Here is a 14,079-nt window from a genome sequence, read left to right on the forward strand (position 1 = left end):
AAATGGCAGCCGAGAAGTATCAGCCGGTAACAACGCTTGTCTTGGGGGGTTTCCTAGGTGCACTTCTTCCCTTGGCATTTGCACCTTACGATTTACCTTTTATAGCGTTATTATCGCTGGCGCTTTTTCTACTGATACTGCGTCCATTGAGCGCACCAAGAGCCGCCGCCGTTGGCTATGCGTTTGGTTGGGGCTATTTTGCCCATGGTGTGTATTGGGTTTATTTCAGTATTCATCATTTTGGTCACGCGCCTTTATGGTTAGCCATTATTATTATGCTCGGTATGGTGGCGATTCTTGCGCTTTACGTAGCGCTGTTTGCATACCTATTAAATCGGTTTTTCAATCAACATATTGCGGTTCGCTACTTGCTCGCTTTTCCTAGTATGTGGGTCGGGTTAGAAGCGTTGCGGGGTATATTATTTACTGGGTTCCCTTGGCTATCGCTGGGCTATAGTCAGGTAGACACTTGGTTGGCGGGTTGGGCACCTATTGTTGGTGTGTTGGGTGTTTCTTGGTTAGTGGTGTTAACGACAGGGGCGATTTTATGCTTCATAAGTGCCGTAGAAAAAAAGCATAAATTACTGGCAGCTGTTGTGATGCTTTTAGTTTGGCCTAGCGCCTTATTGCTGGCTGAGGTCAGTTGGACTAAACCGATTGGCGAGACGATTAAAGTCGCCCTATTACAAGGCAATGTTCCGCAAGAGATAAAGTGGTTAAGGTCCTTTCGCCAAACGAATAACGATATTTATATGCAAATGACGAGACAGCAACGTGATGTCGATTTGGTTGTATGGCCTGAAACAGCCGTTCCTGCCTTTTTTCATCGGGTGGAAAACACGCTAATCTCTGCGTTAAAGCGCGAGGCGGAAACTCGGCATATAGATGTTGTTCTTGGCTTGCCGGTGATGCCGGAAGGAGAGAGCAATTATTATAATGGGTTGCACAGTGTTCGATATTCTAATGACTTTTACCTAAAACGCCATTTAGTGCCTTTGGGTGAGTATCTGCCGCTGAAGCCTATGTCGACTATTATTTTGGATTTTTTAAAGATCCCCATGTCTGACTTCTCAGCGGGTGATGGTGAACAGCCGCTGTTAAAAGGCGCGGGTTACCCGTTTGCATCGTCGATCTGTTATGAAGATGTCTTCCAGCAAACGTCCATAGATGGTTTGCCGGAAGCTGCCTATTTGGTGAATGTGAGTAACGATACTTGGTTTGGCGACACCATTGCGCCGTATCAACACCTTCAGATGGCTAGAATGAGAGCGTTAGAAAGTGGTCGCTACTTACTGCGTTCCACTAACACCGGTTTAACTGCTATCGTGGATCCGAAAGGTCATATAACTGGAATAGCCCCCATGTTTAAACGGTTTTCTTTAACCGGTGAAATAACACCCTTAACGGGTGCAACGCCTTTTGTACGAGGAGGCTGGTGGCTGATCTTTGTTTTGACGTTTACTATGGTGCTGATCAGTTTTTTAAAACGTGACGTTAAAAGAAAAGGCGAGGAATGATCAGCTTAAGAGCGTGTATTGTTGGGTTTTTATTGTTTTTCGCTGTGTTTGCAAATGCGGAGACAAATCGCGGCATAGAGAACTGGGCGCTGTTTGCCGAAAGTTCTGGGAAGGTTGAACATAAAAAATGGTTGGAAGCTATTAGCGATCCACGGGCTATTGCACTAGCGAAACGTTGGAAAGAGTTGCGCGGCTTTGATGCCTATGATGTGTTGGATAAATACCAGTTGCCCAAGGAGCTAAAACCGGGGCTGGTCATTAATAAAGCTAATATCGATCAATTCCCTTGGTTAGAAGAGTACCTGCCTAGAGACTACCTTAATGGCCTAAAGGATGATAATGGCTTTGTGCGAGAAATTAACATTGTGCCCACTAATACCTATTATATGAATGAGGGCGTGTTGAATGCCACGCTGGCTATTCAAGGGAAGAATTTAACCCCAACGACGGATGAGAATAGTACCTTGGTTAACCCAGACGGTAGCGTCACCTTACTGAATGATGAAACGGCAAGCGCCATCCCCTATCTTCACCCTAAGAATGGCTTGGAGTTGAATTGGTCTTTTATCGCCAACGGGGTTGGCACAGAAACATTAATATTTGACCCAATGATTTCGAATTCTTGTGACGGAGAGGGTCGATTAGACGTGCAGTACAGAGGATTTATTTGGTGGCAAAAATTTCATGGCCGTCAAACCATTAAACCGTTAGGTAGCCTAGACGACAAAGAGAAGTTTATTGAAGGAGGCTCTTTATTAGTCGTTTCACCAGCTGATGTGGCGGGCATAGCGGCGGTTAGGCAGCGCGCCGCGAGAGGTAATGATAGGGATGATTTTAAGGTCTTTATTCCCAGTTTGCGACGTACGCGAATACTATCAGGCAATGATGCGCAAGACCCAATGTATTATGGCTTAGAAGTAACCTGGGATGATTGGCGGGCTTATTGGGCTAAGACGGATCTGGAAACGTTTGACTATCGCTTGGTGGGTGAACGATTAATATTGGCGTCACCAGAAACAGGCTATATATACCGATCGGCGACCATGGATGAGAGCCAATGTGCTTGGCTTAATATGGAAATGGAGCTAAGGCCGGTCTGGGTGCTCGAGGTGGAGGACAAAAAAGGCTTATATCAGTATAAAAAGCGAACAATTTATATCGACCAAGAAATGTATTATGCACAATATCAGGAAATGTCGGATAAACGTGGTGAGCCCTATAGAACATGGGATGACAGCCGAGCTTGGCGACCCTTTGACGGGGATGCGCAATGGGACCACATTACTGTGCACAATGAATTTAATAAACGCCTGAATATCATAACCGTGACCCCAGACTGGGAAGACCGTGGCGATAAAGTGACGGATGAGTACTTCGATGTTGACCAGTTAAGGGATCTGTAGGAATTAGTTATCTAGTTGCCTAGAATCTAAAAATTTATCGTAATGAATGTTATCTAGGCTGATATTGGATTCTTCAAGTTTTAGCAACGTCGCGTCGATCATTCCTGGTGGGCCGCACAAATATGCATGGCTATCAGAAATAGAGAAGCCGGCTGTTTCATCGTTAAGGTAATCGGTCACTAAACCACGTTTCCCTACCCAATCAGAGCCTTCCGGCTCTTCCGATAACACGGGGACGAATTTAAAGATATTTGGCCACTTTTCTTCAAGCGTTTTCATTTCATCCAAGCAATATAAGTCGCGTTGGGCGCGAGCACCAAATAAGTACGTTACAGGCCTATTAATGCCCTTAGCTAGCGCGTCGTCCAAAATGGACTTAAGGGGTGCCATGCCGCTACCGCCGGCCACAGCAAGAATTGCTGCGTCGGCTGTCCGTAACCAAAATGCGCCACTGGGACCGTGTAATTCAAACGCTTCACCTACACGGTCTTTCTCAAACAGCCACTGCGTGTAATCACCACCGGGTACGTTCCTCACGTGGAAACTCAGCGTCTTTTGGCCATCAGTATTAGGTGCGCTGGCAAATGAGTAACTACGGTGGCGGGTAAAGCCTTCTAAGCCAATATCAGCAAATTGACCGGCACTAAAGGTAATGGCGCGGTCAAGCTCAACGGTAACCTCCATAATGTCGTGCGTGTGCATATGGGTACCGGTGATAGTGCCTTTAAAGGTATCGACGGGGTGATCCGGCTGGTTTGTATCGGCTTCAAGCTCAATGACAACGTTTGATTTCAACAAGCTTTGGCAAGCGAGGATGTAGCCATCGTCTATTTCTGATTCGGATAAGGTATATGAAAAGTCCATAATGGCTTTAACGTCACCTTCTACCAATTTGCAGCGACAATTTCCGCAGGTGCCGACGGTGCAATGATAAGGGAAGTTAACACCTTCACTTAGAGCAGTTTGCAGTAAAGTATTGTTTTTTGGAACTTCAAATGACGTGCCTATTGGCTGAATCGTCGCCGTTAATGGCTCTTTCTTTGATTTGCCAAATAGTCCAAATAGTTTTTTCATGGTGATTTATATAATATTTTAGTGTCTAGCTAGCTATCGGTTTATCGAGTTTTTCTTTCAAGCTAACTTGATGCCATTAAAAGAATTAGCCTAGTCTAATATATAAATGCAATTATGTTGTCTTTAATTCTTTATAAAGGTTTTTGAATTCTTCTGTGACTTTGTGTGTTGGTGCATATTGGATCATTGGTTGGCTAGCACTGTGTGATTCTCTAATTTTCACAGACGATGAAATCTTCGTTTTAAAGAGTTTTAGTTTATCGTCGATGAGTTCATCAACGAGTTGTGTTGGTAACTTCGCGCGTTGTTGGAATTGGTTTACGACGATTCCTTCAATCGATAGCTCAGGATTATGGTCAGCCTTTACTTCATCGACCGTGTCGAGCAAAGAGTATAAGGCTTGCTTGGAGAAGATATCGCAATCAAACGGTATAATGCATTTATCTGCGGCTATCAGCGCCGATCGTGTGTAGAAATTCAAAGCGGGTGGCGTGTCTATGAAAATGTTATCAAAATCATCCATGGCATCTATGGCTTCTTTTAACTTGTAGATTTTGTAACGCGATTCTAACTTTGCATGTAGGTTGTCCATCTCGGCGTGAGAGGGCATCACGTATAAATTAGGTACCTCGGTTTCGTAAATGAATTCGTTAAAGTCCTTTGGGAATAAACTAACGCTGAGTGTGTCGGTGTAAAAATCGGCCAGAGTCGATTCGAGCTCATCTGTTCGATAGCCTAATAAATAATGGGTTGAATTACCCTGCGTATCAAGGTCAATAACTAAGGTTTTTTTGCCTTTCGAGGCACTAATAGCCGCTAAATTACAGGTAATAGTAGATTTTCCCACGCCGCCTTTTCTATTAAAAATAACTCGATTCATTTTTTAGTTGCCTTCTTACTATGACGTTTAAATTCTGTTTTGTGACATTTTGGGCAAGGAGGGATGTGGCCAGTCTTTTTAAAATGTAATGTTTGCTCACAATTAACGCAATCCAACGTTCCGGGCCCAGTGACCTCGCCGGAGTGATACAGTTGGCTCTTGATAGCGTCTAAGCTTAGCTTGTCCCATTCTAATTTGGTTTTGTCGGCAACCGAGTTGATCCAGTCGCCAATTTTCCCTTCTACCAAGACGGATTCAAATGACAGCCATTCAGAGAATTCCTCTTGGGTTTCTTGCAAATAAGCAGAGACATCTTCTAAATCTCGCTTTAAATAGCCAGCGACTTTGCTCGCTTCCTCACGTGTGAGTTCGCCTAATTCAATAGCCTTCTCTTGCGCCTGCTTTAGATTGTCGTCGATAGTTGGAATGGCTAGCTTTTCAGCCCGTTCCACGGCGTCATGAAGACGTTTAACCATCGTGTCATAGGCGTGCAATAATTTGTCTTGTATGGGGTTGCTCATCTAATCTCCTTCCGTAAAGCCTGTGTCTGCTCGAAAAAGTATAAATGTCTCGAGGAAAAGGGTTAAGGCCTGTTGTTCTCAATTCAACTTTAGATTTAGGGGTAGCTAAGGTATTCTACCCACCTTATCAAATAGTGTGTCCGACGGTAGAAAAATGCAAGAAGAATATCAACCTTCTCTTATTGAAAAGAGTGTTCAAGAAAAATGGCAAACCACAGGTGCTTTTGAAGTGTCTGAAGATTCCACTAAGGAAAAGTACTATTGCTTGTCTATGTTTCCCTATCCTAGCGGACGCTTGCATATGGGGCACGTGCGTAACTACACTATCGGCGATGTGATCAGCCGTTACCAGCGAATGAAAGGCAAAAATGTGATGCAGCCAATGGGTTGGGACGCGTTTGGCTTGCCGGCTGAAAATGCGGCGATGAAGCATGATGTACACCCAGGTAATTGGACGGCTGATAATATTGATTATATGCGCGACCAGTTAAAGCAATTAGGCTTTGGGTATGACTGGAAACGCGAATTAGCGACCTGTAATGACGACTATTACCGTTGGGAACAATGGTTTTTCACGCGTTTGCTCGAAAAAGACCTGGTGTATAAAAAAACAGCGCCACTGAATTGGTGTCCAGATTGTAATACGGTGCTGGCGAATGAACAGGTGATTGATGGCTGTTGCTGGCGCTGCGATAACGTTGTTGAAAAACGTGAAATTTCGCAGTGGTTTATGCGAATTACGAATTATGCAGAGGAGTTATTAACGTCACTAAAAGAGTTGGAAGGCTGGCCTGAGCAAGTTCGTACCATGCAACAAAACTGGATTGGTCGCTCTGAAGGTTTGGAGCTATCGTTTGATATAGAAGGCAATGATGCAAGCTTGTCCGTTTACACGACTCGCCCTGATACTTTGATGGGTGCGACTTATGTCGCGGTGGCTGCGGAACACCCGTTGGCAATACAAGCAGCCGAAAACGATGCGGGTATTGCAGCATTCTTAGATGAGTGTAAAACCATGGAAACATCTGAAGCCGCGATGGAAACCATGGAAAAGAAAGGCGTAGATTCTGGTGTTAAAGCGATCCACCCGATAACGGGTGATGTGGTGCCGGTATGGATAGCCAACTTTGTGTTGATGCATTATGGAACCGGTGCGGTGATGTCGGTGCCTGCTCACGATCAACGAGACTTCGAGTTTGCAACAAAATATGGGCTGGATATTAGACAGGTCATCACATCAGACAAGGACGAGATTAATATTGCTGAACGCGCCTATACCGGCAAGGGTCAGTTGATTAACTCAGCTGAGTTTGATGGGCTCGAGTTTCAACCTGCCTTTGATGCGATAGCGAAGGCATTGAATGCTAAAGGCAAAGGCGAGAAGAAAATTAACTACCGGTTACGTGATTGGGGTATTTCTCGACAACGTTATTGGGGTACACCAGTGCCGGTTATCTATTGTGACAGTTGTGGCACAGTACCCGTGCCGGATGAACAGTTACCGGTTATATTACCGAAAGACGTGTCATTAAAAGGTGTGGGTTCGCCGTTAGCGAGGCATGATGCATTCATTCATACCGATTGTCCAAGCTGTGGTGGCAAGGCACAAAGAGAAACCGATACGTTTGATACGTTTATGGAATCATCGTGGTATTTTGCGCGCTATTGCTGCGCAGATAACGATCAAGCGATGCTCGATGAGCGGGCAAATTATTGGTTGCCTGTTGATCAGTACGTGGGCGGCATTGAACACGCTATTTTGCACCTTTTGTATTCACGGTTTTACACTAAATTACTGCGCGATGTGGGTTTGCTAACGTGTGATGAGCCGTTTAAAAACTTGTTAACGCAAGGCATGGTGCTAAAAGACGGCACAAAAATGTCAAAATCAAAAGGCAATACGGTTGATCCGCAAGGTTTGATAAAAAAATATGGCGCCGACACCGTCCGCCTATTCACTATGTTTGCCGCGCCACCTGAGCAATCATTAGAATGGTCTGATAGTGCAGTGGAAGGTTCTTTCCGGTTTATTCGTCGTTTATGGCGTCAGGTTAAAGAGCATGTGGACGGAGGCTTGGTGGGTAGTTATTCAATTGATGCATTATCAAGCGAAGAAAAAGTGCTCCGACGCCAAATTCACGAAACGCTGAGTAAAGTGAATGATGATTTTGGGCGTCGCTTAACCTTTAATACAGCGATTGCAGCGAATATGGAATTGCTTAATGCAGTGTCTAAATTTAAGTTGGAAACAGAGCAAGCTAAAGGTTTACGGCAAGAGTGCCTGGATAGTATTGTGTTGATGTTATCGCCGATAATTCCACATGTTTGTGACGAGATGTGGCAAGCGTTAGGCCATAAAGAAGAACTTATACACGCAACTTGGCCAGACTTTGATGCGACTGCACTGGTATTGGATGAAATCCAAATGGTGATACAAGTGAACGGTAAACTAAGGTCTAAAATAACCGTAGCAGCAGACGCAGATAAAGAAAGCATAGAAAAACAGGCTCTATCAGAAGAGAATGTGGGTAAATTTATTGACGGTAAGACTGTCCGAAAGGTTATTATTGTTCCCAAAAAACTGGTTAACATCGTTATTTAACGGATTTAAACATGATAAAAAATCGAAATCACTCTTTTGCTAGATTGCGCGTAATAGCTATGCTTTGTCTGCTGGCTGCTGTATTGACGGCTTGTGGCTTTAAATTACGCGGCTCATTGGAGCTGCCAGATCAATTGCAAAAAATCTATGTTGCTGGTTCACAAGGTAGTGATTTGGTGAAAGAGTTGAAGGCAATTATCGCCTACTCAGCCGATCTAGTTAGCAAACGTTCGCAGGCTGATGCTGTGTTGATGATTAATAAGGAAGAGTCGGAAGACAGAACCTTGAGTGTGGATTCTAGAGGTAAAGTTCGTGAATCTGAGATGCAGTATTCAGTTGTTTATAGTTTAGTCACATCTGATGGTGAAATTTTATTAGATCAAGAAGGCTTATTGCTTGTTCGAGATTTTATCAATGATGAAAATGACATTATTGGTCGTACCAACGAGTCGGCGGTTATTGCGCGTGACTTAAAGCGCGACGCTGCACAGCAAATTTTAAGACGCATACAAGCGTTAAAAATAAGCCCCGCTGCCAATTAATTCAATATAGCTAGCTTGTATAGAGCTGGAACGCATGCAATTAGACGCTCAACAATTATCTTCCTCCATCGAGAAAGAACTGGCTTCAGTGTATTTGGTGTCAGGCGATGAGCCTTTGCAGCAAGGTGAGGCCGTCGATTTAATTCGTCAACAAGCTCGAGATGCTGGTTTCCTCAATCGGGAGGTTTTCCACGTAGAAGGGCAGTTCGATTGGAATCAGTTGTTTGCTGCTTGCTTAAGTCAGTCGTTATTTGCCGAGAAGAACTTAATAGAACTAAACCTACCGACGGCAAAGCCGGGTCGGGAGGGTTCTCAAGCGATTGAAAAAGTGATTGCACAGTTGTCGCAAGATAATGTGCTGATTATTATTGCAGGCAAATTAGACGCAAAGGCAAAAAACACAAAGTGGTTTAAGTCGATAGACCAACACGGCGTTGTGGTGCAAGTTTGGCCGCTGCTAGGTGGAAAATTATTACAGTGGTTAAAGCATCGCCTTCAACGAAAAGGCTTAAGTAGTAGTCAACAAGGCATCAAGTTGTTGGCTGATAGCGTAGAGGGTAACTTGCTGGCGGCCGATCAAGAGATTGAAAAGCTGCATATACTTTTTGGCCCTGTAGAGCTATCTGAGGATGATATTTTAAATGCTGTCGCCGATAATGCGCGGTATGACGTTTTCAAGCTGACCGATAGCTTGTTGGCTGGCAATTCAACTAGAGCCGTTCACGTATTGAAGGGCTTGGTGGGTGAGAAGTTGGCAGCCCCCGTTCTTTTGTGGGCGTTAATGCGTGAACTGCGCATTCTAGCTGGGTTAAGTTTTGAAAAAAAAACAACGGGTCGAACTGAGATGACATTCAAGAAACATCGAGTTTGGGATTCAAAAAAAAGTGCCTATTTAAAAGCGCTTTCTCGTGGAAGTTTGAAACAATGGCAGGCGTTGGTACAAGCTTGCGCGAAAGCAGAGCGGGTTACTAAAGGCGTTGAAGCGGGTAATGAAATACTGATTATTGAGCAGATCTGTTTGGCTTTTTGTGAGCCAAGACGATTAAAACAATATGGTTTGATCGCGGTATAATCCATTTATACCTCTTGGGTATAAGCTTTATTGAACCGGAAGACGAACGCCACCGGTTAACGCAACGTTATAAACATAGACTTTTTTACAGGTAAGAGAATGAGTGAATTAATCGAATACATGCAAGGCTTGGGTGAGCGCGCTAAAAGTGCAGCTCGTGTTATTGCGAATGCTGATACCGGCGTTAAAAATAAAGCACTAGAGGCGATAGCGGAAGAAATTGAAGCGCAGCAAGCGGCTATTTTGAAAGCGAATGAGCTGGATATGAAAGCGGGTCGTGAAAACGGTCTTGATGCAGCGTTATTAGACCGTCTAGAACTGAATGAAGAACGGGTCGTTGCGATGGCTGAAGGGTTGCGGCAGATAGTGGCCTTACCAGACCCCGCTGGCGAAATCAGTCAAATTAATTCACGCCCATCGGGCATTAAAGTTGGTCAAATGCGGGTTCCTTTAGGCGTTATTGGGATCATTTACGAATCTCGCCCTAATGTAACGGCTGATGCGGCGGCTTTGTGCCTTAAATCCGGCAATGCAAGCATTCTGCGTGGTGGTTCTGAAGCAAAGCACTCTAATCAAGCGATTGCCGATTGTATTACTAAAGGTTTAGAAGAAGCGAACCTACCTGCTGAGGTGGTGCAAGTGATCGAAACAACCGACCGTAATGCAGTGGGTGAATTGATTCGTATGGAAAGCTTTGTGGATGTCATTATTCCACGGGGCGGCAAAGGTTTAATTGAACGCATCAGCAAAGAAGCGCGTGTTCCTGTTATTAAGCATTTGCATGGTGTTTGTCACGTTTATATCGATGATTTAGCCGATAAAGAAATGGCAAAATCAATTGCATTTAATGCTAAAACACAGCGTTATGGAACCTGTAATACGATGGAAACATTGCTGGTTGCTGAAGCGGTTGCTGCGGATATTCTGCCAGAACTGGCCGAATTATATGGCACAAAACAAGTTGAGTTGCGCGGCTGTGCAAGAACCTGCCAAATATTACCTGACTGCGTTAAAGCGGTAGATGCGGATTGGGATGAAGAATACTTAGCGCCAATTTTATCAATTCGTGTTGTTGATGATATGGAAGCAGCTATGGATCACATCCATCATCACGGTTCTGGACACACCGAGTCGATTGTAACGAGTGATTATTCAAAAGCCATGCGTTTTTTGCGTGAGGTGGATTCCAGCTCTGTTATGGTGAATGCATCGACACGCTTTGCAGATGGTTTTGAATATGGTTTGGGTGGTGAAATTGGTATCAGTACCAATAAGTTACACGCCCGCGGTCCTGTTGGCTTGATCGGCTTGACGACACAAAAATACATTGTGTTAGGCGAAGGGCATATTCGTCAATAGCGGCAAATCGCTGACCCCATTATTTTTCGCATGTAGCTGATAATGAAAGCAAAATTTGTTGGCTTGTACGGTGGTACGTTTGATCCGATTCATCTTGGGCATTTAACCGCTGCGAGCGACGTTCAGCAAAAAATCGGCTTGGATGAAGTTAGAATGGTGTTGTCCGCAAGCCCTCCGCATAGATCTGTGCCGACTCTTTCGGCGGCTGAGCGATTTTCCTTGTTGGCACTAGCGGTTAATGACTTTCATGCGTTAGTGGCGGATGACTGTGAAATGGCAAGAAAGGGCCCTAGCTATATGGTAGATACCTTGCTTGATTTTCGCCAGCGAAGCCCTACTAGCTCGCTTGTGTTGATTTTAGGCATGGAGGCTTTTAATGGATTACCATCATGGTATCGCTGGCAAGAAATTATTGGTCTCGCGCATATTGTGGTGACCGACCGCGCAGGGTTTGATAATCGCTTTGAACAAGAAGTGGCTGACTACATGGCTCCTTTTTTAACCTTGGATAAGTCACAGCTAAAGCAGCAAACACATGGTAAAATCTACATTCAGCCTGTTACCGCGGTCGATATTTCTGCAACCCAGATTAGGCAACGGATTAAGGCTAAAAAAACCGTAAAGCATATGCTGACGAATGAGTGCTTGGATGCAATCAGTAAATCCGGTTATTACACATAATTAAATTTTAATAGAACATAAGGTATAAAAGATATGGCTGAGCAGTTGCTAACAAAGATCACAGAAACGCTTGACGATAAAAAAGCTCAGCACATTGACGTGATTGATGTACGAGATAAGTGCTCGTTTGCAGATCACATTGTGATTGCAACAGGTTCATCGAGTCGACATGTTAAATCATTGGCGAACGAAGTCTCCATGTTGTCGAAAAGAAGTGGCTTAATTCCGTTGGGTGTTGAGGGTATGGATGCCGGAGAGTGGGTGCTTATTGATTTGGGTGATACGGTTGTTCATGTCATGCAAGCCAGCATTCGCGAGTTTTACCAGCTCGAAAAGTTATGGGCTGTTGACGCGGAGGTTTAACGGCTTAATAAGTTCATTGTTTGTTCATCTAAGTCATTTAAGATGTGAAACAAATTGATTGGATTTAAATTATTTTATAATTAAGCTCACCGGCTTGGTACTGAATGACGGTGAAGGCTAATAACAGGGAGAATATGATGAATAATAGAAAACTAGTAACTGGGATTACAGCAGGTTTACTGTTCACATTAGCGGGTTGTACAACCATTAACCCATACACGGAAGAGCAACAAACCAGCAATGTCGCAAAAGGCGCAGGTATTGGTGCGGTAACGGGCGCGATCATTGGTGCAATGAAAGGTGATAGAAAAACAGCGTTGAAAGGTGCGGTATTGGGTGCGGCAGCAGGTGGTGGCATTGGCTACTACATGGATGTTCAAGAAGCGAAATTACGTCAACGGCTCAGGGGAACAGGGGTTAGCGTCAGTCGTGTAGGCAATAACCTGATTTTGAATATGCCTGGCAATGTTACTTTTAAGACCGCTAGTTCGAATATTAATGCGGGCTTCTACCAAGTGCTAGACTCTGTGGCTATTATTCTTAAAGAGTACTCAGACACCACGGTGACGGTTGTTGGGCATACCGATAGTGTTGGCGATGCGATGTATAACCAAGGGCTGTCTGAGCAACGGGCGCAAAGTGTTGCTGGATATTTACGTTCACAAGGTGTGGCTGGCCAACGTTTTAATACGATGGGTTATGGTGAGCAAAGCCCAGTTGCAAGCAATGCAACGAAAGAGGGGCGCGCACAAAACAGACGTGTTGAAATAACCTTAACACCGATCAATGTTAGATAACGCTGACTGACATCGATAGGTTATAGAGTTTCGATTAATGAGGCTTATAACAAGCGGAATAAACCACCGTTGCTGTAACTAAAAACAACATTAAAGGCGACTCAATTGAGTCGCCTTTTTTATAAAAAAGGATTTAAATGAAGCTGAAGATCTTAGCGGTAGGGTTAAAAATGCCGAGCTGGGTGAGTACTGGTTATCAAGAGTACGCGAAGCGTATGCCCCGTGAATGTTCACTTGAGCTGATTGAAATAGCCCCGGCTAAAAGAACCAAACAAAGCAATCTGCTGAAAGTAGTGGAAGATGAAGGTAAGAAAATTTTATCGTCGATAAAAGATACTGATCATGTGGTTGCACTAGAGGTGAAAGGGAAGCAATGGTCAACTGGAGATGTAGCGAAGAAGCTTGCCAGTTGGCAAGGTATCCACCCATCCATTGTTTTTATCATCGGTGGCCCAGATGGTTTATCTGAGGCCTGTCTAAAAAGAGCAAATGAACAGTGGTGTTTATCGTTATTAACATTCCCTCACCCCTTGGTGAGGGTTGTTTTGGCCGAACAGTTATATAGAGGGTGGAGTTTAATGAATAACCACCCTTATCACAGAGAGTAGAGTTGATTATGCGGTTAATACTGGCCTCTGCTTCACCTCGACGGGCAGAATTACTTCACCAAATAGGTGTTGAGTTTGATACAAAATCAGTCGACATAGACGAAACTCCTTTAGCTGGCGAACTGGCATATGACTATGTCAAACGTTTAGCTATTGAGAAAGCGAGAACGGCAAAAGTGTTTTATCCGCAAAGTGATGTTTTGATCTTGGGTTCTGACACGACGGTTGTACTGGATGGAGAAATCTTAGGGAAACCAGATAGTAAAGAACACGCTTTTACGATGCTAAAAAAATTATCGGGGAAGTGCCATAAGGTGCTGACATCGGTTGCGATTCTAGGTCAGCAGGAGCTCTGTACTGTGAGCGAAAGTGAGGTGAGGTTTGCAAACATTAGTGAACAAGAGCTCGAATGGTATTGGGCAACGGGTGAGCCGAAAGATAAGGCGGGTGCCTACGCGATACAGGGCAACGCGGCAGTATTTATCAGTCGCCTAGAGGGTAGTTTTTCAGGTGTTATGGGCCTGCCTTTGTATGAAACAAGGCAAATGCTTCAGCAACATGGTTTTTTCACACTTTAAAGTCGAATTAAGCCTACGGATTCCATGAGACTTATGCCCTTTGGGTATAAAGTCGAATTAAGCCTACGGATTCCATGAGACT

The 14,079-nt window shown here is 44.3% G+C and carries 14 protein-coding genes; 11 read left to right on the forward strand and 3 right to left on the reverse strand.

All coding sequences use genetic code 11. The features are described 5' to 3' along the window. Positions 1-2 precede the first annotated feature (2 nt). Together lnt and AB1Y31_01410 are read left to right on the forward strand one after the other, a co-directional pair. Positions 3-1,517, forward strand: coding sequence for an apolipoprotein N-acyltransferase (gene lnt, locus AB1Y31_01405; protein MEW4981820.1), 1,515 nt, complete (start codon positions 3-5; stop codon positions 1,515-1,517). Continuing rightward, the gene (locus tag AB1Y31_01410) at positions 1,514-2,920 is read left to right on the forward strand and encodes an outer membrane lipoprotein-sorting protein (GenBank protein ID MEW4981821.1); all 1,407 of its coding nucleotides are present in this window, start codon (positions 1,514-1,516) and stop codon (positions 2,918-2,920) included. The genes lnt and AB1Y31_01410 overlap by 4 nt, the downstream gene beginning before the upstream one ends. 3 nt (positions 2,921-2,923) lie before the next feature. Here the strand turns inward: AB1Y31_01410 and AB1Y31_01415 are convergent, their stop codons facing one another. From AB1Y31_01415 to AB1Y31_01425, 3 genes are all read right to left on the reverse strand, one after another. Continuing rightward, positions 2,924-3,994 (reverse strand): 2Fe-2S iron-sulfur cluster binding domain-containing protein, encoded by a 1,071-nt coding sequence (locus tag AB1Y31_01415; GenBank protein ID MEW4981822.1) that lies wholly within the window; start codon positions 3,992-3,994, stop codon positions 2,924-2,926. 112 nt (positions 3,995-4,106) lie between these two features. Next, the gene (locus tag AB1Y31_01420; GenBank protein MEW4981823.1) at positions 4,107-4,874 is read right to left on the reverse strand and encodes a ParA family protein; all 768 of its coding nucleotides are present in this window, start codon (positions 4,872-4,874) and stop codon (positions 4,107-4,109) included. Further along, entirely contained in the window at positions 4,871-5,395 is a 525-nt protein-coding gene (locus AB1Y31_01425; GenBank protein MEW4981824.1) for a zinc ribbon-containing protein, read from the reverse strand. The genes AB1Y31_01420 and AB1Y31_01425 overlap by 4 nt, the downstream gene beginning before the upstream one ends. 154 nt (positions 5,396-5,549) lie before the next feature. On the opposite strand from AB1Y31_01425, the gene leuS reads away from it, so the two are divergent. From leuS to AB1Y31_01470, 9 genes are all read left to right on the forward strand, one after another. Next, a complete protein-coding gene (leuS, locus tag AB1Y31_01430; protein ID MEW4981825.1) occupies positions 5,550-7,997 on the forward strand; it encodes a leucine--tRNA ligase in 2,448 nt (815 codons plus the stop codon). Between the two features lie 11 nt (positions 7,998-8,008). Further along, positions 8,009-8,539, forward strand: coding sequence for an LPS assembly lipoprotein LptE (lptE, locus tag AB1Y31_01435; protein ID MEW4981826.1), 531 nt, complete (start codon positions 8,009-8,011; stop codon positions 8,537-8,539). A 34-nt stretch (positions 8,540-8,573) separates the two neighbouring features. After that, the gene (gene holA, locus AB1Y31_01440) at positions 8,574-9,611 is read left to right on the forward strand and encodes a DNA polymerase III subunit delta (GenBank protein ID MEW4981827.1); all 1,038 of its coding nucleotides are present in this window, start codon (positions 8,574-8,576) and stop codon (positions 9,609-9,611) included. A 99-nt stretch (positions 9,612-9,710) separates the two neighbouring features. After that, positions 9,711-10,970 carry a glutamate-5-semialdehyde dehydrogenase gene (locus AB1Y31_01445; protein MEW4981828.1) on the forward strand — a complete coding sequence of 420 codons (1,260 nt, stop codon included), beginning with the start codon at positions 9,711-9,713 and terminating at the stop codon, positions 10,968-10,970. A gap of 42 nt (positions 10,971-11,012) precedes the next feature. After that, complete coding sequence (gene nadD, locus AB1Y31_01450; protein MEW4981829.1) at positions 11,013-11,651, forward strand: nicotinate-nucleotide adenylyltransferase; 639 nt, start codon at positions 11,013-11,015, stop codon at positions 11,649-11,651. Between the two features lie 33 nt (positions 11,652-11,684). Further along, entirely contained in the window at positions 11,685-12,014 is a 330-nt protein-coding gene (gene rsfS / locus AB1Y31_01455) for a ribosome silencing factor (GenBank protein MEW4981830.1), read from the forward strand. Between the two features lie 137 nt (positions 12,015-12,151). Further along, positions 12,152-12,811: an OmpA family protein gene (locus AB1Y31_01460; protein MEW4981831.1), complete on the forward strand. Its 660-nt coding sequence runs from the start codon at positions 12,152-12,154 to the stop codon at positions 12,809-12,811. 137 nt (positions 12,812-12,948) lie between these two features. After that, complete coding sequence (rlmH, locus tag AB1Y31_01465; protein MEW4981832.1) at positions 12,949-13,419, forward strand: 23S rRNA (pseudouridine(1915)-N(3))-methyltransferase RlmH; 471 nt, start codon at positions 12,949-12,951, stop codon at positions 13,417-13,419. An 8-nt stretch (positions 13,420-13,427) separates the two neighbouring features. Further along, the gene (locus tag AB1Y31_01470) at positions 13,428-13,997 is read left to right on the forward strand and encodes a nucleoside triphosphate pyrophosphatase (GenBank protein MEW4981833.1); all 570 of its coding nucleotides are present in this window, start codon (positions 13,428-13,430) and stop codon (positions 13,995-13,997) included. Positions 13,998-14,079 lie beyond the last annotated feature (82 nt).

This window comes from Cycloclasticus sp. (assembly GCA_040743155.1).
Taxonomy (GTDB): domain Bacteria; phylum Pseudomonadota; class Gammaproteobacteria; order Methylococcales; family Cycloclasticaceae; genus Cycloclasticus.